The organism is Glycomyces tenuis DSM 44171, from assembly GCF_000427885.1.
GTDB lineage: Bacteria > Actinomycetota > Actinomycetes > Mycobacteriales > Micromonosporaceae > Glycomyces > Glycomyces tenuis.
Genome location: NZ_ATYW01000002.1, coordinates 212,451 through 237,059 on the forward strand (window position 1 = coordinate 212,451; position 24,609 = coordinate 237,059).

A 24,609-nucleotide genomic window follows, 5' to 3' on the forward strand; every position below is an offset into this window, starting at 1 on the left:
GCAACTGTGAGTGAGACGAGCAGGGACCACGACGCCCACGCCGCATTGGCGACACTGTCAACCGAACGAGCCGACCCCAGGTACGCCGAGATCGACCGGCTCGGGACCCTGGAACTGGCGCGGGTCATGAACGAGGCCGACGCGACCGTGCCCGACGCGGTCGCCGCCGTCCTCCCCGAACTGGCCGCGGCGATCGACGCCGTCGCGGAGCGCCTCGCGGCCGGAGGCCGCCTGCGCTACGTCGGCGCCGGCACGGCCGGACGGGTCGCGGTCATGGACGCCGCCGAATGCCCCCCGACGTTCTCGACCCCGCCTGAACTGGTGGGAGCCATCATCGCGGGCGGCAGGACCGCCGAGGGCGGCGCCGTCGAAGGGGCCGAGGACGACGCCGCCGCCGGGGCCGAGGCGATCGCCGCCGAGCGCATCGGGCCCGCGGACGTCGTCGTCGGCGTGGCCGCCAGCGGCCGCACGCCGTTCGTCGTCGCCGCCGTCCGCGAGGCCAGGAGCCGCGGCGCCCTCACCGTCGGCCTGTCGTGCAACGCCGGGGCCGTCCTGTCGGACGCGGCCGAGCACGCCATCGAAGTCCAGGTGGGGCCGGAGGTCGTCGCCGGGTCGACCAGGCTCAAGTCCGGGACGGCGCAGAAGTTCGTGCTCAACATGATCTCCACGATCACCATGGTCAGACTCGGCAAGGTCTACCGCAACTACATGGTGGACATGCGGGTGCTCAACTCCAAGCTCGCCGACCGGGCGGTGCGCATGATCGTCGAGATCACCGGCGCCGACCGCCTCGCCGCCCAGACCGCGCTCGAGGAGGCGGGGAACCGCATCAAGACCGCCGTGGCCATGGTCGAGCTCGGCGTCGACGCGGCCGAGGCCGACCGGCTCCTGGACGAGGCCGACGGCCGCCTCGCCGCCGCGCTGACCGCCTATCCGGCACGGCGGCACAGTGCCTAGTCGTGCCGAACCTAGCGGTACAGCACCTGCTCGGTGAGCCGCCGGTGCAGCTCCCGCCGCGCGGCCGCGTCGGGGGCGAAGCCTCGCCCCGCCAGCCAGGCGGCGCCGCGCACCGGCTCGGCGGCGGTCAGCACCGGCGTGCCCGGGAAGTCCTCGGCCAGGCGCTTCCCCAGCCGCTGCGACACCACCGCGGTCTTGGTCAGCAGGCTCCCCGCCAGCGTGATCGGCCGGCCCCGCTCGGCCACCGCGGCGGCCGTCGCCGCCAAGTGGTCCACCGCCTTGTCCACGAGGTCCCGCGCCTGCGCGTCGCCGCCCTCGGCCGCGTCGAACACCAGCGGGGCGAACCGCGCCAGCCGGGCCGGGGACTCGGCCATGCAGCGCCCGACGATCGCCGCGGAGGTGCGGTTCGGCGCCCCCACGGAGGCGATGACCGCCTGCACCATCCAACCGCCGGGCCCGTGCCCGTCCAGGTGCCGCAGCGTCGCCGCCACCGCTTCGCGTCCCAGCCAGAAACCGGAGCCCGCGTCGCCCAGCAGCCACCCGTAGCCGTCGGACCGCCCGGCGACCTCGGTGTGCCCGCGCACCGCCAGCGCCACCGCGCCGGTGCCGGCGACGACGACCGTGCCGTCGGGCTCGTCCGTGCCCGCCGCGAAGGCGGTCACCGCGTCGCTGACGAACGACACCGGCGCGCCGACGCCGAGCGCGGCGCGCAGCTGCTCGCCGAAGTGCCCGCCGGCGCCGGGCAGCGACAGCATCCCGGCCGCGCCGGCGCAGACCGCGTCGACCGCCTCCGGGCCGATCGAGCCGAGCGCGGCCGCGGCCGCCTCGGCCATGCGCCGCAGCGCCGTGTCCGATTCGACGCCGACCACGTTGGCCGGTCCGGACCCGCCGGTGCCGACGACCACGCCGTCCGAGTCGGCGAGCAGGGCGCGCGTGTGCGTGCCGCCCGCGTCGATGCCCAGGAACAAAGGTGGGTGCATGAGGGCCATTCTCCTCGAGGGCTCGGATCCCGGGCCTCAGGCCCGGCCGCTTGTAAAAATAATTCTTGAGAACTTGACATGTACGCCTCTCGAATAATAGTTTTTCTTCACACCGACAAGTGAGGGAGACCACAGATGAGCCCGAGCGGTGCCGACGCGCCCGACGAGTCCGAGCGCGCGAGTGCGCTGCCCGGCGTGCTCGAACGCATCCGCCGCCAGGCCGGCGAGTTCTCCGAGGCGCTGTCCCGCGTGGCCGAGCAGGTCCTCGCCGACCCCGAAGGCGCCGCCCACGCCACGATCATGGACCTGGCCGAGCTCTCCGGCACCTCGCCGGGCACCATCACCCGCTTCTGCCGCCACCTCGGCTACGACGGCTACGCCGCCCTGCGCGTGGCGATCGCGACCGAGACCGGCCGCGCCTCCGCCCGCGGCGAGACCGGCTGGGACGTCAACATCGGGCAGGAGATCTCGCCCGACGACCCGCTCGAACAGGTCCTCAAGCAGCTCATCACCGTCGACGCCGCGATGCTGCGCGACACCGTCGACACCCTCGACCTGGCGGCGGTCGAGCGGGTCGCCGCCGCCGTGGGCCAGGCCCGCCGCGTCGACGTCTACGGCGTCGGCTCGAGCGCCATCGTCGCCCGCGAACTCCAGATGGGCTTCTACCGCACCGGCGTCGCCGCCTGGGCCTGGACCGAGGTCCACGACGCCCTCGCCAGCGCCGCCATACTCGGCGCCGACGACGTCGCCATCGCCGTCTCCCACTCCGGCGCGACCGCCGAGACCATCGAGATGCTCACCGAGGCGGCCAGCCGCGGCGCGACGACCGTCGCCATCACCGCCTGCCGCGACTCGCCCATCTCCGAGGTCGCCGACGTCGAACTGCTCTCGGCCGCCCGGCGGACCGGGTTCCGCGCCGACATGCTGGCGACCCGCCACTCCCAGCTCCTCGTCGCCGACCTGGTGCACATCGCCGTGGCGCAGCGGCGCTTCCCCGAGACGATGGTGGCCCTCGAATCCCGTGCCCGCGCCGTGGTGGGCCACCGGCCCGAGCGCATCGAGCCCACCCTCTACCCGCCACCCGACGCCGAGGGCGCCCCGCGCCCCCGGCGCTGAGCCGGCGCCCGCGCCAGACCCGCGGGAGCCGGCCCCCCCGTCCGACAGTTCAACCGGCGCAACGAAGAAAAATGAACCCAAGGAGCAGAAGCCCATGAGGAAGCCGAACACCAAGCCCCACTTCAGCCGTCGCAGACTCCTGGGGACCACCGCGGCCGGTCTGGCCGCGTCCTCCCTGGCGGCCTGCGCCACCAGCGGCAGCGACGACGACTCCGAGGACGTGAGCGTCGGCGAGGACGTCGAGAACCCCTTCGGCGTCGACGGCTCCCTGCCGCTCGACGTCGTCATCTTCGACGGCGGCTTCGGCGACGAGTACGCCGTCCAGCACCAGGAGATGTACAAGAACGCCTTCCCCGACGCGACGGTCGAGCACCTCGCGACGCAGGCGATCGCCGAGACCCAGCAGACCCGCTTCTCGCAGGGCGAGCCGTGCGACGTGCTCGACAACTCCGGCGCCCAGCAGATCCCGATGGACGTGCTCGTGGGCGACGGCGAGCTCGCCGAGCTCACGCCGCTGCTCGACGCGCCCTCGTACGACGACCCCGAGGTCACCGTCCGCGACACCCTGCGCGACGGCGTCCTGACCGCGGGCACCTTCAACGGCAAGGTCTACGCGCTGAACTACGTGTTCTCGGCGTGGACGATCTGGTACGACGCGGCGCTGTTCGAGGAGAAGGGCTGGACGCCGCCGACCACCTGGGACGAGATGCTCGCCCTGTGCCCGACCATCCAGGCCGAGGGCATGGCGCCGTGGACCTACGCCGGGAAGCACCCGGTGTACCTCTACGACATGTTCCTCATGCTCGCGGGGCAGCACGGCGGCGTGGACGTCCTCAAGGCGATCGACCACCTCGAGGCCGACGCGTGGCGCCACGACTCCGTCGTGGCCGCCGCCGAGGCCATGTACGGGCTCTGGGAGGCCGGCTACATCCTCGACGGCACGCCGGGCATCGACCACATCGAGTCGCAGACGGCGTTCAACGACCACAAGGCGGCGTTCATCCCCGTCGGCTCGTGGCTCCCCAACGAGCAGAAGGGCATCGCACCCGAGGGCTTCCAGTACGCGCCGATGGCCGTGCCCCACCTCGAGGGCGCGGTCCAGCCGGGGCTCATCAGCGCCGGCGGCGAAGAGCCGTTCGTGGTGCCCCAGAACGCCAAGAACAAGCCCGGCGCCTACGAGTACCTGCGGATCATGCTCTCCAAGGAGGGTTCGCAGATCTTCGGCGACACCGTCCAGGCCGCGACCGTCGTCAAGGGCGTCGAACTCGACAACCTGGCCGCGCAGCTGACCGACGAACTCGTCTCCGACCCCGCGAACCTGTTCCAGCCGCGGTTCCGCTTCTGGTATTCGACGATGGACGAGGAGGTCCGGCCCGGCCTGGGCTCGCTCATGGCCGGCGAGTCCACGCCGGAGGAGTTCATCGAGCGGATGCAGACCGTCGCGGACGAGACCGCCGCCGACGACAGCATCGAGAAGTTCACCCACGACGCGTAGAAGGAAGGCCTGAGGAGAGCGGACCACTCATGAAACACGGCAAGTACCCGTTCATCCTGAGCTTCCTGGCGTTGCCGGTCGGGCTGTACGCCTGGCTGGTCATCGTGCCGTTCGCTCAGGCCTTCCAGATCTCGCTCACCGACTGGAGCGGATCGTCGAACCAGTTCAACTACATCGGGTTCGAGAACTACGCCAACCTCTTCAAGGACGACCGCCTCGTCCTGCCCGCCATCCGGCACACCGCGATCATCCTGGTGGTGCTCCCGGTCGTCACCATCGCGCTGGGCCTGTTCTTCGCGTTCATGCTCAACATCGGCGGCAGGTCCCGGCAGGGGCGCATCGAGGGCGTGCGCGGATCCCGCTTCCACAAGATCGTCTTCTTCTTCCCGCAGGTGCTGTCGGTGGCGATCATCGGCATCCTCTGGAAGCAGGTGTACGCCCCCGAGGGCTTCGGCGGGCTCATCACCGGCGCCCTGCGGGCCGTCGGCCTGCCGGCGCCGGCCAACGGCTTCCTGGCCGACAAGCGCTTCGTCCTCGCCAGCGTCATCGCCGTCCTGGTGTGGAGCGCCGTCGGCTTCTACCTGGTGTTCTTCTCATCGGCGATGGCGTCCATCCCGCGGGACCTGTACGAGGCGGGCATCGTCGACGGCGCCGGGCGCTTCCAGACCTTCTTCAAGATCACCCTGCCGCTGCTGTGGGATTCGGTCCAGACCGCCTGGATCTACCTGAGCATCATCGCGCTCGACGTGTTCGTCCTGGTCTACATGATGACGCCCGACCGGGGCGGCCCCGACGGCGCGAGCGAGGTCGTCGGCGGCGTCATCTGGAAGTACGCGTTCAACAAGGGCGAGCAGGCCTTCGCCTCCGCGCTCGGCGTCGTGCTGTTCTTCGCCGCCCTGTCCCTGGCCGTCGTCGCGCTGCGGTTCGGACGCCGCGAGCGGATCGAATTGTGAGGAGCGAGCCCATGGCCACCCAGACCTCCACCGAGACCGAGACGCCCCGCTCCGCGCCGCCCGGACCGCCCCGCGAACCCAAGGCCGAGGGCGCGGTCATGAACGTCTTCTCCCACGCCTTCCTGTGGCTGTGGGCGCTGATGGTCATCGTGCCGGTCGTCTGGGTCGTGATCACCTCGTTCAAGACGACCAGGGAGATCGCCGCCGACCCGCTCGGCCTGCCCGCCGCCCCGCAGTGGGACAACTACGTCAGCGCCTGGACCAACGGCAACATCGGCAGCTACTTCATCAACACGCTCCAGGTCATGGTGTTCTCCATAACCGGCACGATGCTGCTGGGCGCGATGGCCGCGTACGTCCTGGCCCGATACGAGTTCTTCGGCAACCGGCTCGTCTACTTCGGCTTCGCCGGCGGCATGATGTTCCCGGTCTTCCTGGCGCTGTTCCCGCTGTTCAAGACCCTCGACAACGTGGGCCTGCTGAACAGCTACCCGGGCCTGATCCTCGTCTACATCGCCTATTCGCTGCCGTTCACGGTGTTCTTCCTGACCGCGTTCTTCCGAACGCTCCCCACGGGCGTGGCCGAGGCCGCCATGATCGACGGCGCCGGGCACTACCGGCTGTTCTTCCAGGTCATGCTGCCGATGGCCAAGCCCGGCCTGATCGCCATCACGATCTTCAACATCATCGGCCAGTGGAACCAGTTCCTGCTGCCGCTGGTGCTGCTCAGCGACCCCGAGGACGCGGTGATCTCGCAGGGCCTGGCGAACCTGGCCCTGCGGCAGGGCTACGAGGGCGACCCGGGCGCCCTGTTCGCCGGGACGGTGCTGGCGATGGTGCCGATCTTCATCGCCTACGTCATCTTCCAGCGCCAGATCCAGGCGGGCCTGACCGCCGGGGCGATCAAGTGAGCCCCTCGAACTGAGACGCCTTCCGACCCGCGCCGGGCGATCGCCCGGCGCGGGGTTCCGCTGTGTCCGCTGCCTCACATCGACCCCGCCGTTGGGCGCCCTGCCTGCTAGCGGGCATAATCGAGGAGTTGCGCTCAGGCGCAGCGTTCTGCCGGGCCCGGACCCGGACAATCAAAGCGAGTCGGCCCCTCGGGGCCGGCGTTGAGCAGTGAAAGGAATCAGTCTCGTGGCTGATCAACAGCAACAAGGCGGCAGGGACGGCGGTGACCGCGGCGGACGTGGCGGTCGCGGCGGTCGCGGCGGCCGAGAGGGTCGCGGTCGCGACCGCGCGGAGAAGTCCCCGCACATCGAGCGCGTCGTCACCATCAACCGCGTGGCCAAGGTCGTCAAGGGCGGCCGCCGCTTCGCGTTCACCGCGCTCGTCGTCGTCGGCGACGGTGAGGGCAAGGTCGGCGTCGGCTACGGCAAGGCCAAGGAAGTGCCCGCGGCGATCGCCAAGGGCGTCGAAGAGGCCAAGAAGGCCTTCTTCGAGGTGCCGCGCATCGGCGGGACCATCCCGCACGAGGTCCTCGGCGCCGACGCCGCCGGCCAGGTGCTCCTCAAGCCCGCCTCCGCCGGTACCGGCGTCATCGCGGGCGGCCCCGTCCGCGCCGTGCTCGAGTGCGCCGGCGTCCACGACGTCCTGTCGAAGTCGCTGGGCTCCTCGAACGCGATCAACATCGTCCACGCGACGGTGGCCGCGCTCAAGCAGCTCGAGAGCCCGGAGGCCGTCGCGGCCCGCCGCGGCATGCCGCTGGAGGACATCGCTCCCCAGGGCCTGCTGCGCGCCCGCGCCGAGGCCGCCCAGGCCGCGCAGGCGTAGGGGGTCTCGAGACACATGGCACGTTTGAAGATCACCCAGGTGCGCTCCGTGATCGGCGTCAAGCCGAAGCAGCGGGCCACCATGCAGACCCTCGGTCTGCGCAAGATCCGCCAGTCGGTCATCAAGGACGACCGCCCGGAGTTCCGCGGCATGGTCCACAGTGTCCGCCACCTGGTCGAAGTCGAGGAGGTCGAGTAGTCATGGCGATCCGCATTCATGACCTGCAACCCGCCCCCGGCGCCAAGAAGGCCAAGACCCGCGTCGGTCGCGGTGAGGGCTCCAAGGGCAAGACCGCCGGCCGCGGCACCAAGGGCACCAAGGCCCGCAAGAACGTCAAGGCCGGCTTCGAGGGCGGCCAGATGCCGCTCCAGGTGCGCCTGCCGAAGCTCAAGGGCTTCAAGCCGCACAACCGGACCGTCTACCAGGTGGTGAACCTCGACCGTCTCGTCGAGCTCTTCCCCGAGGGCGGCGAGGTCGGACCGGAGCAGCTCATCGAGCACGGCGTGCTCAACAAGAAGGAGCTGATCAAGGTCCTCGGCTCCGGCGAGCTCGAAGGCGTCAAGTTCGACCTGAAGGCCCACGCGTTCTCCGCCTCGGCCACCACCAAGGTCGCCGCCGCCGGCGGCACGACCACGGTCGTGGACAAGAAGACCGGTGAGGCGCTCGGCGAGTAGCCGACGAACCGCCTGCGCAGGGGGCCCGTACCCGGTCCCAGAGACGTCGGTCGATATGACCGGGGCCGAACAGGCGATCTGCGAAGCGGGCCGGAGGGAACTCCGGCCCGCTTCGTCATGGTGAATGCCGAATACTCAGCGTCGGTGCCCGCCTGCTAGGCTCCCGTAGCGAGGACCACCGTCTACCTCGGCGTGTGAGCACCTCGCTTGCAACTCAACACGCCCACTGGTAACCACGTCAGGTCCCGCCTCCAGCGGTCCTGCCGGGAGGCCCCTCCAAGGGGGCTTGTTCAGGAGGAACTGCTTTGCTCTCCGCCTTCATCAGCGCGTTTCGGACCCCCGATCTGCGTAAGAAGATCCTGTTCACCTTGATGATCATCGCGCTGTATCGTCTCGGTGCGCAGGTGCCGAGCCCCGGCGTCGACTACGCCGCGGTGCAGAGCTGCCTGGACGCCGCCCCCGACGACGAGTCGGGCGTGTTCGGCCTGCTGAACCTGTTCACCGGTGGAGCGCTCCTACAGCTGTCGATCTTCGCCCTCGGCGTGATGCCCTACATCACGGCCTCGATCATCATGCAGCTGCTGACCGTCGTGATCCCGCGCCTGGAGCAGCTGCGCAAGGAGGGCCAGCCCGGCCAGGTCAAGATCACCCAGTACACCCGCTATCTGACGCTGGGTCTGGCGCTGTTGCAGGCCTCGGGGTACATCGCGCTCGCCCGCTCGGGCATCCTGTTCAACACCGAGTGCCCCAGTCCGATCCTGCCGGACCTGTCCACCGGGGAGGCCGGGACGCCGTACTGGCTCACGGTCGTCACCGTCGTGGCCGTCATGGTCGCGGGCACCGCCATCATCATGTGGTTCGGCGAGCAGATCACCGAGCGTGGCGTCGGCAACGGCATGAGCCTGCTGATCTTCGCCTCCATCGCCGCCCAGATGCCGGGCCAGTTCTGGGGCCTCCAGGAGTCCGAGGGCTGGTTCATGTTCTCCGCGATCCTCGCGGTCGCCATCGCCATCATGGTCGCCGTCGTCTTCATCGAGCAGTCCCAGCGGCGCATCCCCGTCCAGTACGCCAAGAAGATGATCGGCCGCCGCTCCTACGGCGGCACCTCCACCTACATCCCCCTCAAGGTCAACCAGGCCGGCATCATCCCGGTCATCTTCGGCTCCTCGCTGCTGTACATCCCGACGCTGTTCCTCCAGCTCAACCAGAGCACCGACTCGTGGTGGGCCGACTTCATCGACCGCTACCTGATCAACCAGGGATCGTGGGTCTACATCCTCGTCTACGCGACGTTGATCATCTTCTTCACCTACTTCTACGTGTCGATCACCTTCAAGGTGGACGACGTCGCCGAGAACATGAAGAAGGCCGGCGGGTTCATCCCCGGCGTGCGGCCCGGCAAGCCCACCGCCACCTATCTCCAGCGAGTCCTGTCACGCCTGACCTTCCCGGGCTCGCTCTATCTCGCGACGATCGCTATTCTTCCCAATCTGGCCATCATCGCGTTCGGTAACCAGCAGCTGTTCGCTCAGTTCCCGCTGGGCGGCACCTCCGTGCTGATCATGGTCGGAGTCGGCCTGGAGTCGGTCAAGCAGATCGAGTCCCAGCTGATGCAGCGCCACTATGAGGGCTTCCTGCGCTGACGCGGGCAGCCCCTCTGCAACATCAACTGAGGAGCACACTTGCGACTGGTACTGGTTGGCCCGCCCGGGGCCGGGAAGGGAACCCAGGCGGAGTTCATAGCCGGGGAGCTCGGCGTCCCCAAGATCTCCACCGGCGACATCTTCCGCGCCAACGTCTCCGGCGGCACGCCGCTCGGCCTGGAGGCCAAGCGCTACATGGACGCCGGCGACCTGGTGCCGGACGATGTCACCAACAGGATGGTCGCCGACCGGCTGGCCGCCGAGGACGCCCGGGATGGCTTCCTCCTCGACGGCTACCCCCGCAACACCGAGCAGGCCGAGGTCCTCGACGGCCTCCTCGAAGAGCGCGGGCACGTCCTGGACCTCGCCCTCGAACTGGTCGTCGGCGACGACGAGATCGTCCGGCGCCTCTCGGGCCGGCGCGTCTCCAAGTCCACCGGCAAGGTCTACCACCTCGAGTTCGACCCGCCCGAGGACCCCGACTCGCCGGATCTGTACCAGCGCTCCGACGACCAGCCCGAGACGATCAAGAACCGCCTCAAGGTCTACGCCGAGCAGACCGAGCCGATCATGGGCTACTACGAGGAGCGCGGCAAGCTCGTGCGCATCGACGCCGTCGGCGACGTCGAGGACGTCACCGGACGCGCCATGGCGGCCGTCCGCGAGCGCACCGCGAAGTAGCCGCAGTGTTCCGCCGTCGCCGCCAGAGCATCCAGTACAAGACCGCCGCGCAGTTCGCCAAGATGCGCGAGGCGGGCCTGGTCGTCGCCGAGGTGCACGCGGCCATGCGCGAGGCCGCGAAGCCGGGCGCGTCGACGGCGGAACTCGACCGGATCGCCGAGGACGTCATCCGCTCCTCGGGCGCGGTCCCCTCGTTCAAGGGCTACGACATCGGCTTCGGGCCGTACCCGGCCTCGATCTGCGCCTCGGTCAACGAGCAGGTCGTCCACGCCATCCCATCCGAGGACGCCGTCCTCGCCGAAGGGGACCTGATCTCGGTCGACGTCGGCGCGATCGTCGACGGCTGGCACGGCGACGCGGCCATCACCATCGAGGTCGGCCGGGTGGCCCCCGAGCTGACCGCGCTGCGGGAGGCCTGCGAGGCGTCGATGTGGGCGGGGATCCGCGCGGCGGCCACCGCCAAGCGCCTCGGCGGGATCTCCAACGCCGTCGAGCGCGCCGTCGACGCCGCCGGCGAGTACGGGATCGTCACCGGCTTCGGCGGCCACGGCATCGGCACCGAGATGCACCAGGACCCGCACATCCTCAACTACGGCTCCGCGAGCGAGGGGCCCAGGCTGCGCGCCGGGATGGCCCTCGCCATCGAGCCGATGATCACCCTGGGCGCCCCGGACACCGCCGAGCTCGAGGACGGCTGGACCATCGTCACCGACGACGGCTCCGTCGCGGCCCACACCGAGCACACGATCGCGCTGTGCGAGGACGGCGTGTGGGTCCTGACCGCGCCCGACGGGGGCGTGGAGCAGCTGGGGGAGTTGGCCGCGAGCGCGGCTCGCAAACGATGACAGTGTGATGTCATAATGGTGTCATGAATGACGACCGTGGCAGACTGCGGATCTCGAACGCCGACAGGGACGGCGCGATCGAGCAGCTCCAGAAGGCCCTCGACGAGGGCCGCATCGACCTCGCCGAATTCGACGAGCGCTCCAAGACCGCCTACGAGGCGAAGACCAACGCCGAGCTCGACCTGATCTTCGCCGACCTGCCGACCGCCCGAGCCGACGGCAAGGCGGTCCAGCGGGCCGAGACGGCCGCCGAGGACGCCGAGCCGGTCGCCGCCGCAGAGGCCGACGAGGGCCTGCGCTTCTCCGGCATGATGCGGGCCCTGATCTGGGTCGCCTGCACGACGGTGCCCATCTGGCTGTTCGTCATGATCGACACCGGGGAGACGCAGGGCTTCTGGCCGCTGTGGCCGCTCATCAGCCTCGGTGGGATCGCCGTGGCCCAGAGGCTCGCGGGGGACCGGAAGCGTGCCTGAGGACGCCGAGCGCGTCTGTCGCCGGTCGGGCGTGAATGACATACTGAACCTGTGAGCGAAGACCGAGGAAAGCTTCGGATCTCGAACGCCGACCGAGACCAAGCAGTCGCCCGCCTCCAGCGGTCCCTCGACGAGGGCCGCATCGACCTGTCCGAATTCGACGAGCGCACCATGTCCGTGTACGAGGCGAAGACGCAGGCCGAGCTCGACCTCATCTTCGAGGACCTGCCGGCGGACCGGAGGGGCGAGCTGTCCGTGCCCGGCGGCGCCCCCGCCCCCGCCGAGCGCGAGGGAGCCGCTCAGCGGATCCGCCGCGGCGTGCCCTCGGCGTTCCATCCCCTCATCGTGGTCGGATGCATCACCATCACGATCTGGCTGATCTCTTCTGTGGCCTCCGGAGAGCTCCAGAACTTCTGGCCCGCCTGGCCTCTCGGCATCCTCGCCGCGATCGGCGTCGCCACCTGGCTCACCGGCGACGATGACGACGACTGCGACGACGACGAGAAGAAGAAGAGCGGCGACGGCGATGACGACGGCACCGACGAACGCTGACACTCACCGAACACCCTGAAGGAGCCCATCCATGTCCGCCATCGAGCCCTACCGTGACCGCAGCCTGCGGATCGGCGACGCCGAGCGCACCTCGCTGTCCGAGCTGCTCAGGTCGTCCGTCGACCGCGGCTATCTGACCCTTGAGGAGTACGAGAAGCGCGTCGGCGTCCTCATGGAGGCCAAGACCATCGGCGAGGCCGAGGAGGTCCTCGGCGACCTGCCGGCGTACCAGCAGATCATCGAGTCGCAGGAGCCCAAGCTCGAGCCGCTCGGCACGCCGCCGTGGGTCAAGTGGCTCTGGTTCGGCGTCTCGATCCCGATCGGCATCAACGTCGGCGTGTGGCTGATCCTGGAGGCGACCGTCGGGTCGATCTACTTCTGGCCGGTGTGGGTCCTCGTGCCGCTGCTGGTGGTGGCCGGCGCGCTGACCGTCGCCGAACGCACGATCATGCGCCCCGCCGAGGAGAAGAAGCGCCAAGAACGCGTGCAGCGCAAGAAGTATCGGCGGTAGCCCGCGTCTCTCACTGGTCTCCATTGAACGTAGGGTGTTACCCTATGTTTATGAGGAAGACCAGTTTGTACCTGACAGATGAGCTCGACGCAGCGTACGAATCATTGGCGATTCGCACCGGCAAGAGCCGCGCCGACCTCATGCGGCAAGCACTCGCCAGCTTCAGTGAGATGATGGAGGAAGGCTTCGACGACGCCGACGATTGGCCTGCGATGGATTTGGGCCCCACAGGCACTAAGGAGCAGCGCCGCGCGGAGATCGTCGCCAGTATTGAGCGGAGGATCGCCCGCCGATGATCCTTATCTCGGATTCGTCAGGGATCCTCGCCGCGGTCAACACCCGAGACGAGTACTTTGAGCGGGCGAGAAAACTGCTGCATGTGGAGACCTCGGTGATCTCGCAGGTCGCTGTGACCGAAGTTGATCACATCGCCGGATCGAGACGCGGCTGGGAAGCGGCAATGGCGGCTTCGGACTTCATCACGCACCTGGTGACCCGTCGCGGTCACCGGCTCGGCAGATTGGACCCGGTCGACCTGCCGAAGGTGCAGGCCGTAAGACGTCAATATGCTGGCCTCGAACTCGATCTCGCCGATGCCATCGCGGTCGTGCTGGCGGATAAGTACAAGACCAATCGAATTCTCACACTCGATCAGCGTGATTTTCGAGCCGTGAAGCCACTGACCCCGGCTTTCGATTCATTCACGATCCTTCCAGCGGACGGCTGAGGTCGATGGTGGAATAAGGAAGCCCCGCAGTCTCCTGCGGGGCTTTCTTCATCGGGGTGATCGACGGGGCTTGAACCCGCGACCTTCTGGACCACAACCAGACGCTCTACCAGCTGAGCTACGACCACCATGGTTGGTTCGACAGGGGATCCCTGCAACCGCCGACAATCATAGCCGCGCCCTGGCCGATTCCGTCAACCGGGTTCGGTGTCCGGCGTCTCAGCGCCGTGCGCCTCGTGCCGCGGCGGTTCGCGGCTCGCGAGCGCGGCCGAGAAGGGGCGCCGGTCTACGGCTCGTGGGCTTCGCCGAGGTCCGCGGCCGCCTGCTTCGCCTCGTCCGAGGAGGGGCCGGGCAGCGACACGAACACCGTCCTGCGGTAGTACTCGAGCTCCTTGATGCTCTCCTTGATGTCCGCCAGCGCCCGGTGCGCGAGGCCCTTCGGCGGCTGGTTGTAGTACACGCGCGGGTACCACCGCCGGGCCAGTTCCTTGATCGAGGAGACGTCGATCATCCGGTAGTGCAGGTGGTCGTCCAGCCGGGGCATGTACCTGGTGATGAACGTCCGGTCGGTGGCGATCGAGTTCCCGCACAGCGGCGCGGTGCGCGCCTCGGGCACGTACTGCTTGACGTACTCCAGCACCGCGTCCTCGGCCTGCTCCAGTGTGGTGTCCGAGGCCCGGACCTCGTCGGTGAGTCCCGACTTGGCGTGCATGTCGGTGACCACGGGTCCCATGGCGTCCAGCAGGGCCGGATCGCAGCCGATGACGATGTCGAGTCCGCCGTCGAGGGGAGTCAGATCGGGTTCGGTGACCAGTACGGCGATCTCGATGAGGGCTTCGGTCTCGGGGTCGAGGCCGGTCATTTCGCAGTCGACCCACACTAGGCGTTCTCCAGTCACCCGGACCACTCTACGCGCAGGCGACACCTATCGTGATCTTCACCGGAATGGGGTACTCCGACCGGCATGGGCCCGATGTCCGGATCACCGTTCGAACACGCGTCGCTACGGATCGGGAACGCCGAGTGCCGGACATCCGACCCCCACTGGGCCGAAAAGGTGTTGCTCGTCACGGCTACGGTCCGCTATGGTGCAGGCATCAGAGAGTCGTCACTTCTGCGGTCGGAATCGCAGTGACAAGCGCCGCATTGAGATTATCTCTCAACAATTTCCAGGTATTGCGCGTGTACCTCTAGAGATAGAAGGTTTGCGATGAAGCAGGCCGGGCAAACCTTATGACTTGCAATCTGTGTCATGAGGGCAACACCGTGACCAGGGTCGAAGGCCGAACAGCCTCACCTGAGGCAGAGTGATCCGCGTCTCACAGGCATCATGAACGGTCCGAACCCCCGTCTCGGGTATGGAGCCGTGAACGAGCCCTCCGTGGGGAGGGCCGGGTTACCGGGTCGGTGCGGCGGCCCCGCGAAGGGCCTCCGGCGAGCATCGGTTTTGTAACCGTGGTGTATCGAACACTTGGACACGGAATTCCACGCAACGAAGCGGTCGTTGTAACTGGTACACCGCTCACGCGGTGTCGGGGGACGAGGAAGCTGGAGGAGACCTTGAGCGTGGAGACTACGACTACACCCACCCTCACCACCGAAGAGGTCGCTGAGGAGCGAGATCTGGTAGGTGTGTACCTGCACGAGATCTCGAAGACGCCGCTGCTCGACGCAGCCGCCGAGGTCGACCTGGCCAAGGCCGTCGAGGCCGGCCTGTTCGCCAAGCACCTGCTCGGCGAAGGCGAGACCTTTTCGGGAGCGAGTGAGAAGGATTTGAAGCGCCTGGTGGAGGACGGCGCGCGAGCCAAGGAGCAGTTCATCAAAGCGAACCTGCGCCTGGTCGTGTCGATCGCCCGCCGCTACGTCCGTTCCGGGATGCCCATGCTGGACCTGATCCAGGAGGGCAACACGGGCCTGGTCCGCGCCGTCGAGAAATTCGACTACCAGCGCGGATTCAAGTTCTCGACCTATGCGACCTGGTGGATTCGCCAGGCCATCAGCCGTGCGATCGCGCAGCAGGAGCGGACGGTCCGCCTGCCGGTCCACCTGGTCGAGGACGTCAACCGGATGCGCAACGTCACCCGCCAGCTCACCCGTGAGCTGGGCGGCGACCCCGAGCCCGAGCAGGTCGCGAAGGCGCTCGGCGTCACCGTCGAGCGGGTCAACGAGCTCATCCGCTGGAGCCAGGACACGGTTTCTCTCGACACGCCGATCGGCGACGACGGCGACACCAACCTCGGCGACCTGGTCGCCGACTCCGACGAGCCGAGTCCCGAGGACGTCGTGCTCGCCGGCATGGAGCGTCAGCGCATCGAGATGATGCTCAACCACCTCGACGAGCGCTCGGCCGGCATCGTCAAGGCCCGCTACGGGCTCGAAGACGGCCGCGAGCACTCGCTGACCGAGGTCGCCCACCGGTTCCACCTGTCGCGCGAACGCATCCGGCAGCTGGAGATCCAGGCGCTGGCGCGCCTGAAGGAACTGGCGAACGACCAGGTCATGGCGGAAGCCGCTTGACTGCGTGAACGCTAGGGCGTCCAGCCCGAAGGAAACAGAACCCAAAGCTCAAGACGTGAACGGCGGGCCGAGGCCGAAAGCCTCGGCCCGCCGTTCACGTGCGGGGCGCACCGGTCCGGCGAGGCCGCGGTCCCTCAGACGCGGCGGTAGCCGTCGATGCCCATCATGTCGATGTCGGAGACCTTCACGACGTCGCCGCTCGACGGCGCGTGGATGACCTCCCCGCCGCCGATGTAGATGGCCATGTGGCCGAGCCCGTTGTAGAACACCAGGTCGCCGGGGCGCAGATCGCCTCGGTCGAGCGCGGAGGTCTCGTCCCAGATCGCGTACGTCGAGTGGGTCAGCGAGATCCCGGAGACGGCGTAGGCGCCCTGGACCAGGCCGGAGCAGTCCCACGTGTCGGGGCCCGCCGCGCCGTAGACGTAGGACTCGCCGAGCTGGTCGTGCGCGAACTCGACGGCGGCGGTGGCCGCGTCGGAGCTGTAGCTCGGCGTCGAGCCGCCGCCCGAGCCGCCCGTCGAGTCGCTCGAGCCGCCCGAGTCGGTGCCGAGCGCCTCGGCTTCGGCCTCGGCCTCTTCCTCGGCGGCCTCCTCCGCGGCGGTCTCGGCCTGTTCGATCGCCTCGTCGAGCTCGGCGACGGCCGTCTCGGCCTCGGCGATCTCGGTCTCGAGCGCCGCGGCCTCCTCGGCCGCCTCCTGGGCCTCGTCGTAGGTCTGGGACTGCTCCCTGGCGAAGCCGACCAGTGACGACATCTTCGAGCCGAGGTCGTCCTCGGCGGCGTCGACGACGAGGAGGACCTGGTCGAGCTGCGCGTCGGCGGTCCCGTAGTCGGCGGTGGCCGCCTCGACGATCGCCTGCGAGGAGGCGAGCCGCCGCTCGAGCGCCGCGAGCCGGTCCGCGGTGTCGCCGCGTTCGGACTCGAGCTCGGCGATGTGGTCCTCGATCTCGGACGAACTCGCCTCGTCGAGGTCGATCTCGTCCGCTTCGGCGGGGGAGGCCGCGAAGACGGTCGCGGCTCCGGCCGCGACGATGCCGGCGCCCGCACAGGCGGCGGTCCGGCGGATGATAGCGCTTGCGCGCGATGGTTGTTCAGTTGCAGTGCACGCTGGAAGCACCAGGTGGCCTTTCTTCCTCGGCCGCCTACCGGGTTAGCTGTCGGGTTCGGGCCGGGAAGCGCGCCCTACCCGCCCGGGCGCGAGGCCCGCGGAGGGATTCACCCCGTGCGCCGGGAAGCGGGGCGGCGTCGTGCACGCCGCGAAGCCTCCCCGGAGCGGTGGGTTCCCGGTCTGCGCGGTCGCGAGGACGGGGCCGGGGGGAATGGCTCGGCTCGCTCGGGCGCAGTTCGGCGGTCCGGCCGGGAGGGCCCCTGGGGGAGGCCCTGACGTCCCGTCCGGAACGGCCACGACGCTAGCCGAGCGCGCCGACGCTGCCAAGCGCCCTGTGAAATGTTCCACAGATCGATAACGGACAGTGAGGATGAGACGGTGGATAGGGACGCTATCCTGCGGTTTCACTGCCCTGCAAGTCGCCGGCGGCCGCGCCGCTAAAAACTGCGCAGCGACGCCGGAGGCGGCGGCGAGGCCATGGCCGAGCCGTCGGCCGCGGGCACCGCGCCGCCGATGTACTCATCGAGCTCGGCCCCCTCGACCACGCGGCACGGGAACGGCGCCCCGGCGCAGCGGCGGCGCAGCACGTCGACGGGCAGCTCCACGTCGGCCGCCACCGCCACGACGTTGCCGAACCGCCGCCCGCGCAGGACCGCCGGCTCGGCCATGACCGCGACGTGCTCCCACACCGCGCCCATCGCGGCCAGCGCGGGCTTGAGGAACCGCATCCGGCCGCCGTCGCACAGGTTCACCGCGTAGTGCCCGCCGGGCTCCAGGACCCGCCGCGCGTGGCCGAGGAACTCGACGGTCGTGACGTGCGCGGGCATGCGGGCCCGGTCGTAGACGTCGGTGACGATGAGCTCGTAGCTCCCCTCGGGAGCGGCCTCGAGCGCCTCGCGGGCGTCGGTGTAGCGGATCTTGACCTTCACGCGCTTCGGCAGCGGCGCCTCGGCGCGCACGAGCGCGACCAGCTCGGGGCTGGTCTCGACGGCCTGCTGGTAGGAGCCGGGGCGGGTGGCGGCGACGTAGCGGGCCATCGCGAGCGCCCCGGCGCCCAGGTGCAGCACCCGCAGCGGCCGCTTCGGCGGGGCCATCGCGTCGACGAGGTAGGACATCCGCTGCATGTACTCGGCGTCGAGGTGCGAGGGGTCGTCGAGGTCGATCGTGGCCTGGACGACCCTGTCGACGACGAGGTGCAGCAGTCGGGGATCGTCGGAGTCGGCGACGAACCTGATGTCGGCCGGCACGGTGCCGCCGGAGGCCGGAGGACGGGAACTCACGGGTTCATTGTGCCCGACGGCCCCTGTTCGGCCTGGAGGCGTGCGGAGGCGGCGATGTGCGCGATGCGCCGCAGCGCCGCGAACACCGTCTCCCCCAGGAGCGTGGTGACCACGGCCTGCTCGACGTCGACGCCGCCGTCCCGGGCGGCCTCGCCGATCGCCTCCATGTCCGCCGAGGCGAGCTGCGCGGCGGCGTCGGCCCACAGGGTCAGCACCTCGCCGAGGTCGGGGTTGCCGAGCCGGAAGTAGGCGGTCAGCGCGGTCACGAGCGCGTCGCGGTACATCGGCGGCGTCACCTCGGCCCAGCCGTACTCGGCGAGCAGCCGGTCCACGGCCCGCTCCGCCGCCGCCGCCGTGCCCTCGGTGGCGAGCGAGAACGAAGGGTCCCGGTGGGTGGCGGCCAGCGTCGCGCCCATCGCCTGGAACGCCGACTCCGGATGTCGCGACAGGACGGTCAGGACCTCGCCGATCTGGGCCACCGACAGCCCCGCCGTCTCCGAGAGCGCGCGGATGAGCATGAGCCGGTGGACGTGCGCCTGGCCGTAGTCGACGACGTTGCCGTCGCCGTGCTCGCCCGGCGGGAGCAGGCGCTCGCGCAGATAGAACTTGATCGTGGCGGCCGGTACGCCCGTCCGCTCCGCCAGTTCCCCGATTCGCATAAGACGGAGTCTAGGCCCGAATGCGCCCGCGCGTTACCGTTGAGCCACGGCAGACTCCCCCCGCCCCCAGCAACTGCCACTGACGCGGAAAGGCGCAGGTCCATGACCGACCCCCGGCTCGCATTGATGGCCGAACTGCGCGAACTGGCCGCCGCGCCCATGCCCGCCTTCGACCCGGACCTCGCCGACGACTTCGCCGCCACCGGCCGCCGCCTGCCGTTCGAGTCCCAGTACTTCGCGCGCCGCCGCCACCTCGCGGCCGTCGCCGTCGCCGGAGACGCGCCCGCGCTCGACGAGGTCCTCGCCGCCGTCTGCGACGAGCGCTCCTGGGCGCTGCCCGCCCACTGGGGCGAGGAGGACGCGGCCCGCTGCGTGGACCTGTTCGCCTGCGAGACCGCCCAGACCCTCGCCGAGATCCTGGTGCTGCGCCACGACATCACCGTCGGCGACCGCGTCCGCGCCGAGATCGGCGAGCGCGTCATCGACCCGCTGTTCGACTCCGAGGCGCCGTTCTGGTGGGAGGAGCGCATCTCGAACTGGACGGCCGTGTGCGCTGGAGCCGCCGGGATGGCCGCGCTCGCCCTCGGCCTCGACCACGACCGGATCCGCGCCCGCATCCTCCCGGCCCTCCAGAGCTACCTGTTCTCCTTCGGGCCCGACGGCGGCTGCGTCGAAGGCGTCGACTACTGGGTCTACGGCTTCGGCTACTTCACCTACTTCGCCGAGGCGTGGCGCGAGGCCACCGGCGAGGACCTCCTCGCCGGGAACGAGGCGATCGCGTCGTTCCCGGCCGCCGCCCAGCTCCACCCCGGCTCCTTCGCCACCTTCGGCGACTCCCACTCGGACCCGATGCTCCCGCCCGGGCTCCTCGCCCGCCTCGCCGAGCGGCTCGGTACGCCCCTGCCCGCGACCGAGCGCACGCCCGCCTTCGCCGACGACCACACCGCCCGCTGGGCCCACCTCACCCGCACCCTCGACTGGGGTCGCGAGCCCGGCGGGACGGTCGCACCCGGCCGGACCCTCCTGCCCGACGTCGGCTGGTTCGTCGAGCGCCGCCGTGTCGACGGCCGCATGTGGGCCCTCGCCGTCAAGGGCGGCTACAACGCCGAGCCGCACAACCACCTCGACCTCGGCTCGTTCATCATCGCCGTCGACGGCGAGCAGCTGCTGTGCGACCCGGGGGCCGGCGAGTACACCGCCGCCTACTTCGGGCCCGAACGCTACGAGCAGACCCACCCGTCGGCGGCGTGGCACTCGGTGCCGACGCTGGAGGGCGCCGCCCAGCAGCCGGGGGAGGACTCGCGGGCCGAACTGGCCGACACCGGCGACGGCCTCGAGATCGCCGTCGACGCCTACGGCGACGGCGCGCTCCACCGCGCCTTCACCTGGACCGACGAGGGCGTCGCGCTCGTCGACGCCGGGCCGGAGATCGTCGAGTCCTTCGTCAGCCGCATCCGGCCCGAGCTCGAGGGCGGCACGGCCGTCTGGACCGGCGAGCGCGGCACCGTCGTCCTGCACGGGGTCGACCCCGAGACCGCCGCGGTCGAGCACGTCGACACCACCGGCCACGACGGTTCCCCCGAGCGGCTATGGGCGCTCCGCTTCGCCCTCGCGGGCGCTCTCCGCTTCGAGCTGCTCTAGCAGCCCGTCCGCCTTGAGCCGCCGCCGCGCCGCGGCGATGGCCTCGCCGGTGTGTTCGAACAGCCGCCCCTGCTGCCACAGCGGCTCCAGCACGCCGAGGGCCGCCAGCGGCCTGGCGTGGATCGGCTCCAGGCCCGAGAGGTAGACGGCGATGCCGCGGTGCTCCAGCCGCTTGATCGCGTCGGCCAGCACCAGAGCGCCCGATGCGTCCAGCGTGGACACGCGGCTCATCCGCAGCACCACCACCCGCACGTCCGCGACCTCCAGCAGCTGGAGCAGGAAGCGGTGCGCCGCCGCGAAGAACAGCGGCCCCTCCAGCCGGTAGGCCACGATGTGCTCGTGCAGCAGCGCCGCCTCCTCGTCGTGGTGGTCGCCGGTGTCGATCGGCTCGCGTTCGACGCTGGTGGCCCGGGAGATCCGCCGCAGCGCCAGGAACCCGGCCAGCGCTATGCCCACCGCCACGGCCCACACCAGGTTGAACAGCACCGTCGCGGCCAAGGTGATGGCCATGACCGCAGCGTCGGCCCTGGTCGAGCGGGCCAGCGCCAGGAGCGAGCCGACCTCGATCATGCGCACCGAGGTCGCTATGAGCACCCCGGCCAGGGCCGCCAGCGGCACATGGGCGACGATCGGCGCGAGCGTGAGCATGATGAGCGCCAGGAACACCGAGTGCGACAGCGCCGCGAGGCGCCCGGCCGCCCCCGCCCGGACGTTCACCGCGGTGCGGGCCAGGGCCCCCGAGGCCGGCATCCCGCCGAACATCGGCGCCACCAGGTTCCCCACGCCCTGCCCCAGGAGCTCCCGGTCGGGGTTGTGGTGCTGGTCGACGGTCATGTTGTCCGAGACCGTCGCCGACAGGAGCGATTCGAGGGCGCACAGCGCGCAGACCGCCACCGCGGCGGCGACCAGGCTCGGCATCTCGGCCGGGTCCAGGAAGTCCAGGCTCGGCGCGGGCAGGACCGACGGGAGCGCGCCGATGACGTCGACGTCGGCGCTCAGGTACCAGGTCGAGAACGTCGCCGCCGCCACGGCCAGGAGCGGCAGCGGGATGACCGGGCGCAGCCGGAAGCCGAGCAGGATCACCGCCGTCACGCCGAGCGAGACGCCGAGCGCGATCCAGTCGGGGTCGGCGGCGAAGCCGCGGGCGGCCTCCCAGGCGCCGAGCACGACCTGCCCGCCCGGCACGTGCACGCCGAGCGCGGCGGGCATCTGCTGGAGGATCATCACCACCGCCACCCCGGCGGTGAAGCCCTCGACCACCGGCACCGGCACGTACCGCACGTACTGGCCCGCGCCGGTGACCGCGAGCAGCACCAGGCCGATCCCTGCGAGGAAGCCGACGATGAGGACCCCGGTGGGGCCGTGCGCCGCCACCACCGGCACCAGCACCACCGCCATCGGCCCGGTCGGGCCCGTCACCTGGAGGTTCGAGCCGCCCAGCAGCGCCGCGAGCGCGCCGGCGACGATGGACGCGATGAGGCCGGCGACGGCGCCCAGGCCCGAGGCCAGGCCGAAGCCGAGCGCCAGCGGCAGCGCCACCACCGCGACCGTGGCGCCCGCGAGGAGATCGGTGTGCCAGTGGCGGCGCAGCGGCGCCGCGTCGGCCCGGCACGGCAGCAATCGTCTGAATCGTCGTATTGTGGCCGTTGATGAATCTCGCACCGCAGTCATGAGCGTATTGTCCCAATCCGGGGCGGACGAACGCCGTTCTGCCGCGCCGTCGGCTCTCTTACTGTGCCGCCTATGGCGAACGGGGCGCGTGCGGCGCTGCCGTAGGATCGCATCCGTGCCAGAGCGAGGAACCGAGACGGCGATCCGCGTCGGCGGCGCGGTCGTCGCCGTCGCCGCGGCGGTGCTCGCCGCCCTCGTCGAGTCGTTCCTGGTGCCCTTCCACGTCGGCGCCACCGCCGTCCCGCTGGCCGGGGTGCTCGCCTTCGCCCTCAACTGGGCGCTGGCGTCGCTGGCCGTGTGGTGGGTACGGGCCCGCTGGGCGGTGGTGCTGACCGCGGTCGCCTGGTTCGCCGTCGTGCTGACCGCCTCGATGCCCACCGAGGGCGGCTCGCTGGTGATCGTCAGCAGCACCAACGGCTACGCGCTGCTCCTGGCGGGGACCGCCGGTATCGCGGTCTCGCTGTGGCGGTATTTTCGTCCGGTACGGGCCGCAGCGCCCACCCCTGACGAACCTGCGAAGGAGATCCGGCAGTGAAACTCTTCAAGCGGATCCTCATGCCTCACTGGCCCTCGATCTACGGTTTCGCGCTGGCGCTGATCGCCGCCAACCTCGTCGGGAGGTTCATCGCGGTGCGGATCTACGACGAGGCCGACGCGGCGACCCAGGTCTTCGACGTCGTCGCGACGACCACCTACCTGTCGATGATCGGCGTGGCGATGATCGCCGGCATCTGGTGGGGCGTGCGCCGCCGCCGCCAGGAGATCGTGCCCGAGCTGCTGCCCGTCTTCGTGGTGACGACCCTGTTCGCGGTCCTGGTCAACCCGCTCCTGGCCGGCGACGAGTTCCCCTCGCTCGACGGGATCTTCTCGCAGGTGCTGCTCTACTTCGTGTCGCTCGTGGTGGGCGCGTTCGTCGGTTACCTCATCGTGATGGCGCTCGGCGTCGACCACTACGGCCGCGAACTCAAGGCCACCAAGATCGCCTTCGAGCGGAAGGCCAACCCGGCCCGCGCCTAAGCCTTCGCCCGGTAGTGGTACCGGTAGCGCTCGGCGAAGCCGAGCCGCCCGTACCAGGCGAGCGCCTCCGCGTTGTCGGTCTCGACCTGCAAGGCGATCCGCCGCGCCCCGGCGCCGACGGCCCACGCCGTCAGCGCCTCCAGGACCTCGCCGCCCAGGCCGCGCCTCCGGTGCTCCGGGAGCGTGCCGATCGCCGAGACCGCCGCGGTGTCGCCCTCGAGCGCGGCCCGGCCGCGGGCGGCCACGGCGCCGCCGCGCCTGATCTCGGCGTACGCCCGGTTCGAGCCCGAGCCGAGGACCGTCGCCGCGGCCTCCGGCCGCCCGCGCCCGACCTGCTCCAAGAACTCCGGGCTCGGCTCGTGCGCGATGACCGCCTCGCCCGACCGCTCGCCCGCGGCCGCGGCCTTGGTGAGCACCGCGGTCTCGGCCTCGGCCCGCCAACCGCGCGCGGCGAGCGCCTCGTCGAGGCGGCGGGACAGCGGCAGCGCCACCGCGATCAGCGGCCGGGCGCCCCGCTCGGCGTACCAGCGCTCGGCCTCGGCGAGCGCCGCGTCCAGGCCCGCGTCCGGCTCGGTCAGCGCGAGCACGGAGTTCGCGCGCCTCGAGTAGCCGTAGGAGTAGCGTAGAAGCCAACCGCCCGATTCCGCCGATTCCACGGCGGGCCAGCTGGCGGCCAGCAGCCGCTCCAGTCCGAGGATCTCCGAGAACGGCGTCGGCTTCGGCCCGACCGGCTTGGCCGCCACGACGTCCGCCGCTTCCACGGTGACAATCGTCCCTGTGGGGGGCAGCACCCGCAGCCGGGCCGCGTCGATCTCGATAAGCTCGCCGATGACGTCGCTGAACCGGCGACCGGGGGCGGCGCCCGCCAAGCGCCTCCTGACGACCACTCGGCGACCGATGTGCTCGGGTCCCAGCATCTGGTGCACCCCTTACCTTCGGGTTTACTACAACGAATACGCTTTACGCTCATCGCAGCGCAGTCCGCCCGATTGCGCGCCGTAGGAAGGACGACTCGTGACTTACATCATCGCCGAGCCGTGCGTGGATCTGCTCGACAAGGCCTGCATCGAAGAGTGCCCGGTCGACTGCATCTACGAAGGCAACCGGATGCTCTACATCCACCCCGACGAGTGCGTCGACTGCGGGGCGTGCGAGCCGGTGTGCCCGGTGGAGGCGATCTTCTACGAGGACGACGTCCCCGAGGAGTGGGACGGCTACACCAAGGCCAACTACGACTTCTTCGACGATCTCGGCAGCCCCGGCGGCGCCTCCAAGGTCGGCAAGATCGACCGCGACGACCCCTTCGTGGCCGGGCAGCCGAAGAAAGAGGAGTAGCCG

At 70.2% G+C, this 24,609-nt stretch carries 28 protein-coding genes and 1 tRNA gene; 21 read left to right on the top strand and 8 right to left on the bottom strand.

Annotated elements, in window-relative coordinates; translation table 11 throughout:
* Nucleotides 1-6: 6 nt before the first annotated feature.
* Nucleotides 7-957: an N-acetylmuramic acid 6-phosphate etherase gene (gene murQ / locus YWW_RS0103560; RefSeq protein WP_026929019.1), complete on the top strand. Its 951-nt coding sequence runs from the start codon at nucleotides 7-9 to the stop codon at nucleotides 955-957.
* Nucleotides 958-968: 11 nt separating this feature from the next.
* Here murQ and YWW_RS28115 read toward each other — a convergent pair whose 3' ends face one another.
* Nucleotides 969-1,937 (bottom strand): N-acetylglucosamine kinase, encoded by a 969-nt coding sequence (locus tag YWW_RS28115; protein WP_162145913.1) that lies wholly within the window; start codon nucleotides 1,935-1,937, stop codon nucleotides 969-971.
* Nucleotides 1,938-2,072: 135 nt separating this feature from the next.
* Here YWW_RS28115 and YWW_RS28120 point away from each other — a divergent pair, with 135 nt between their 5' ends.
* From YWW_RS28120 to YWW_RS0103640, 15 genes are all read left to right on the top strand, one after another.
* On the top strand, nucleotides 2,073-3,053 hold the full coding sequence (locus YWW_RS28120; RefSeq protein ID WP_081687168.1) for a MurR/RpiR family transcriptional regulator: 981 nt from the start codon (nucleotides 2,073-2,075) through the stop codon (nucleotides 3,051-3,053).
* Between the two features lie 94 nt (nucleotides 3,054-3,147).
* Nucleotides 3,148-4,548: an N-acetylglucosamine/diacetylchitobiose ABC transporter substrate-binding protein gene (ngcE, locus tag YWW_RS0103575; RefSeq protein WP_026929020.1), complete on the top strand. Its 1,401-nt coding sequence runs from the start codon at nucleotides 3,148-3,150 to the stop codon at nucleotides 4,546-4,548.
* A gap of 29 nt (nucleotides 4,549-4,577) precedes the next feature.
* Nucleotides 4,578-5,501: a carbohydrate ABC transporter permease gene (locus tag YWW_RS0103580; protein ID WP_026929021.1), complete on the top strand. Its 924-nt coding sequence runs from the start codon at nucleotides 4,578-4,580 to the stop codon at nucleotides 5,499-5,501.
* An 11-nt stretch (nucleotides 5,502-5,512) separates the two neighbouring features.
* Complete coding sequence (locus YWW_RS0103585; RefSeq protein ID WP_026929022.1) at nucleotides 5,513-6,412, top strand: carbohydrate ABC transporter permease; 900 nt, start codon at nucleotides 5,513-5,515, stop codon at nucleotides 6,410-6,412.
* A gap of 226 nt (nucleotides 6,413-6,638) precedes the next feature.
* On the top strand, nucleotides 6,639-7,274 hold the full coding sequence (gene rpsE / locus YWW_RS0103590) for a 30S ribosomal protein S5 (RefSeq protein ID WP_026929023.1): 636 nt from the start codon (nucleotides 6,639-6,641) through the stop codon (nucleotides 7,272-7,274).
* A 15-nt stretch (nucleotides 7,275-7,289) separates the two neighbouring features.
* Nucleotides 7,290-7,472 carry a 50S ribosomal protein L30 gene (gene rpmD, locus YWW_RS0103595; protein WP_035697158.1) on the top strand — a complete coding sequence of 61 codons (183 nt, stop codon included), beginning with the start codon at nucleotides 7,290-7,292 and terminating at the stop codon, nucleotides 7,470-7,472.
* Nucleotides 7,473-7,474: 2 nt separating this feature from the next.
* Complete coding sequence (gene rplO / locus YWW_RS0103600) at nucleotides 7,475-7,948, top strand: 50S ribosomal protein L15 (RefSeq protein ID WP_026929025.1); 474 nt, start codon at nucleotides 7,475-7,477, stop codon at nucleotides 7,946-7,948.
* Between the two features lie 305 nt (nucleotides 7,949-8,253).
* On the top strand, nucleotides 8,254-9,591 hold the full coding sequence (secY, locus tag YWW_RS0103605; protein ID WP_026929026.1) for a preprotein translocase subunit SecY: 1,338 nt from the start codon (nucleotides 8,254-8,256) through the stop codon (nucleotides 9,589-9,591).
* 39 nt (nucleotides 9,592-9,630) lie between these two features.
* Nucleotides 9,631-10,272 carry an adenylate kinase gene (locus YWW_RS0103610; RefSeq protein ID WP_026929027.1) on the top strand — a complete coding sequence of 214 codons (642 nt, stop codon included), beginning with the start codon at nucleotides 9,631-9,633 and terminating at the stop codon, nucleotides 10,270-10,272.
* 5 nt (nucleotides 10,273-10,277) lie between these two features.
* Complete coding sequence (gene map, locus YWW_RS0103615) at nucleotides 10,278-11,117, top strand: type I methionyl aminopeptidase (protein WP_026929028.1); 840 nt, start codon at nucleotides 10,278-10,280, stop codon at nucleotides 11,115-11,117.
* A 23-nt stretch (nucleotides 11,118-11,140) separates the two neighbouring features.
* The gene (locus tag YWW_RS28125) at nucleotides 11,141-11,590 is read left to right on the top strand and encodes a DUF1707 SHOCT-like domain-containing protein (protein WP_035697157.1); all 450 of its coding nucleotides are present in this window, start codon (nucleotides 11,141-11,143) and stop codon (nucleotides 11,588-11,590) included.
* A 51-nt stretch (nucleotides 11,591-11,641) separates the two neighbouring features.
* Entirely contained in the window at nucleotides 11,642-12,142 is a 501-nt protein-coding gene (locus YWW_RS28130; RefSeq protein WP_051325332.1) for a DUF1707 SHOCT-like domain-containing protein, read from the top strand.
* Between the two features lie 31 nt (nucleotides 12,143-12,173).
* Nucleotides 12,174-12,653: a DUF1707 SHOCT-like domain-containing protein gene (locus YWW_RS0103630; RefSeq protein ID WP_026929029.1), complete on the top strand. Its 480-nt coding sequence runs from the start codon at nucleotides 12,174-12,176 to the stop codon at nucleotides 12,651-12,653.
* A 50-nt stretch (nucleotides 12,654-12,703) separates the two neighbouring features.
* Nucleotides 12,704-12,949, top strand: a complete 246-nt coding sequence (locus tag YWW_RS0103635; protein WP_162145914.1) for a ribbon-helix-helix domain-containing protein — start codon at nucleotides 12,704-12,706, stop codon at nucleotides 12,947-12,949.
* Complete coding sequence (locus YWW_RS0103640; protein WP_026929031.1) at nucleotides 12,946-13,380, top strand: type II toxin-antitoxin system VapC family toxin; 435 nt, start codon at nucleotides 12,946-12,948, stop codon at nucleotides 13,378-13,380. Before YWW_RS0103635 ends, YWW_RS0103640 begins: the two co-directional genes overlap by 4 nt.
* Before the next feature lie 55 nt (nucleotides 13,381-13,435).
* On the opposite strand, the gene YWW_RS0103645 is transcribed toward YWW_RS0103640, so the two are convergent.
* Both YWW_RS0103645 and orn read right to left on the bottom strand, forming a co-directional pair.
* Nucleotides 13,436-13,508: transfer RNA gene (locus tag YWW_RS0103645), tRNA-His, on the bottom strand.
* A gap of 158 nt (nucleotides 13,509-13,666) precedes the next feature.
* Nucleotides 13,667-14,278 (bottom strand): oligoribonuclease, encoded by a 612-nt coding sequence (gene orn, locus YWW_RS0103650; protein ID WP_081687197.1) that lies wholly within the window; start codon nucleotides 14,276-14,278, stop codon nucleotides 13,667-13,669.
* Between the two features lie 662 nt (nucleotides 14,279-14,940).
* Here orn and YWW_RS0103655 point away from each other — a divergent pair.
* A complete protein-coding gene (locus YWW_RS0103655) occupies nucleotides 14,941-15,897 on the top strand; it encodes a sigma-70 family RNA polymerase sigma factor (RefSeq protein WP_026929033.1) in 957 nt (318 codons plus the stop codon).
* 134 nt (nucleotides 15,898-16,031) lie between these two features.
* Here YWW_RS0103655 and YWW_RS28135 read toward each other — a convergent pair whose 3' ends face one another.
* The 3 genes from YWW_RS28135 to YWW_RS28145 all read right to left on the bottom strand — a co-directional run bounded on the left by YWW_RS28135 (nucleotide 16,032) and on the right by YWW_RS28145 (nucleotide 18,942).
* Nucleotides 16,032-17,012: a C40 family peptidase gene (locus YWW_RS28135; protein WP_026929034.1), complete on the bottom strand. Its 981-nt coding sequence runs from the start codon at nucleotides 17,010-17,012 to the stop codon at nucleotides 16,032-16,034.
* Nucleotides 17,013-17,440: 428 nt separating this feature from the next.
* Nucleotides 17,441-18,283 carry a spermidine synthase gene (locus tag YWW_RS28140; protein WP_035697154.1) on the bottom strand — a complete coding sequence of 281 codons (843 nt, stop codon included), beginning with the start codon at nucleotides 18,281-18,283 and terminating at the stop codon, nucleotides 17,441-17,443.
* Nucleotides 18,280-18,942: a MerR family transcriptional regulator gene (locus tag YWW_RS28145; protein ID WP_051325333.1), complete on the bottom strand. Its 663-nt coding sequence runs from the start codon at nucleotides 18,940-18,942 to the stop codon at nucleotides 18,280-18,282. The genes YWW_RS28140 and YWW_RS28145 overlap by 4 nt, the downstream gene beginning before the upstream one ends.
* A gap of 102 nt (nucleotides 18,943-19,044) precedes the next feature.
* Between YWW_RS28145 and YWW_RS28150 the strand changes: the two genes are divergently transcribed.
* The gene (locus YWW_RS28150; protein WP_051325334.1) at nucleotides 19,045-20,583 is read left to right on the top strand and encodes a heparinase II/III domain-containing protein; all 1,539 of its coding nucleotides are present in this window, start codon (nucleotides 19,045-19,047) and stop codon (nucleotides 20,581-20,583) included.
* Here YWW_RS28150 and YWW_RS0103680 read toward each other — a convergent pair.
* Complete coding sequence (locus YWW_RS0103680; RefSeq protein ID WP_211228413.1) at nucleotides 20,530-22,245, bottom strand: SulP family inorganic anion transporter; 1,716 nt, start codon at nucleotides 22,243-22,245, stop codon at nucleotides 20,530-20,532. The two genes, YWW_RS28150 and YWW_RS0103680, sit on opposite strands and share 54 nt — an antisense overlap.
* A 124-nt stretch (nucleotides 22,246-22,369) precedes the next feature.
* Here YWW_RS0103680 and YWW_RS0103685 point away from each other — a divergent pair, with 124 nt between their 5' ends.
* The gene (locus tag YWW_RS0103685; protein ID WP_026929036.1) at nucleotides 22,370-22,789 is read left to right on the top strand and encodes a hypothetical protein; all 420 of its coding nucleotides are present in this window, start codon (nucleotides 22,370-22,372) and stop codon (nucleotides 22,787-22,789) included.
* Nucleotides 22,786-23,271 carry a hypothetical protein gene (locus tag YWW_RS33715; RefSeq protein WP_051325336.1) on the top strand — a complete coding sequence of 162 codons (486 nt, stop codon included), beginning with the start codon at nucleotides 22,786-22,788 and terminating at the stop codon, nucleotides 23,269-23,271. The genes YWW_RS0103685 and YWW_RS33715 overlap by 4 nt, the downstream gene beginning before the upstream one ends.
* Here YWW_RS33715 and YWW_RS28160 read toward each other — a convergent pair.
* Entirely contained in the window at nucleotides 23,268-24,188 is a 921-nt protein-coding gene (locus YWW_RS28160; protein ID WP_155829883.1) for a GNAT family N-acetyltransferase, read from the bottom strand. The two genes, YWW_RS33715 and YWW_RS28160, sit on opposite strands and share 4 nt — an antisense overlap.
* A 97-nt stretch (nucleotides 24,189-24,285) precedes the next feature.
* Between YWW_RS28160 and fdxA the strand changes: the two genes are divergently transcribed.
* The gene (fdxA, locus tag YWW_RS0103700; protein ID WP_026929037.1) at nucleotides 24,286-24,606 is read left to right on the top strand and encodes a ferredoxin; all 321 of its coding nucleotides are present in this window, start codon (nucleotides 24,286-24,288) and stop codon (nucleotides 24,604-24,606) included.
* The last annotated feature ends 3 nt before the right edge of the window (nucleotides 24,607-24,609 follow it).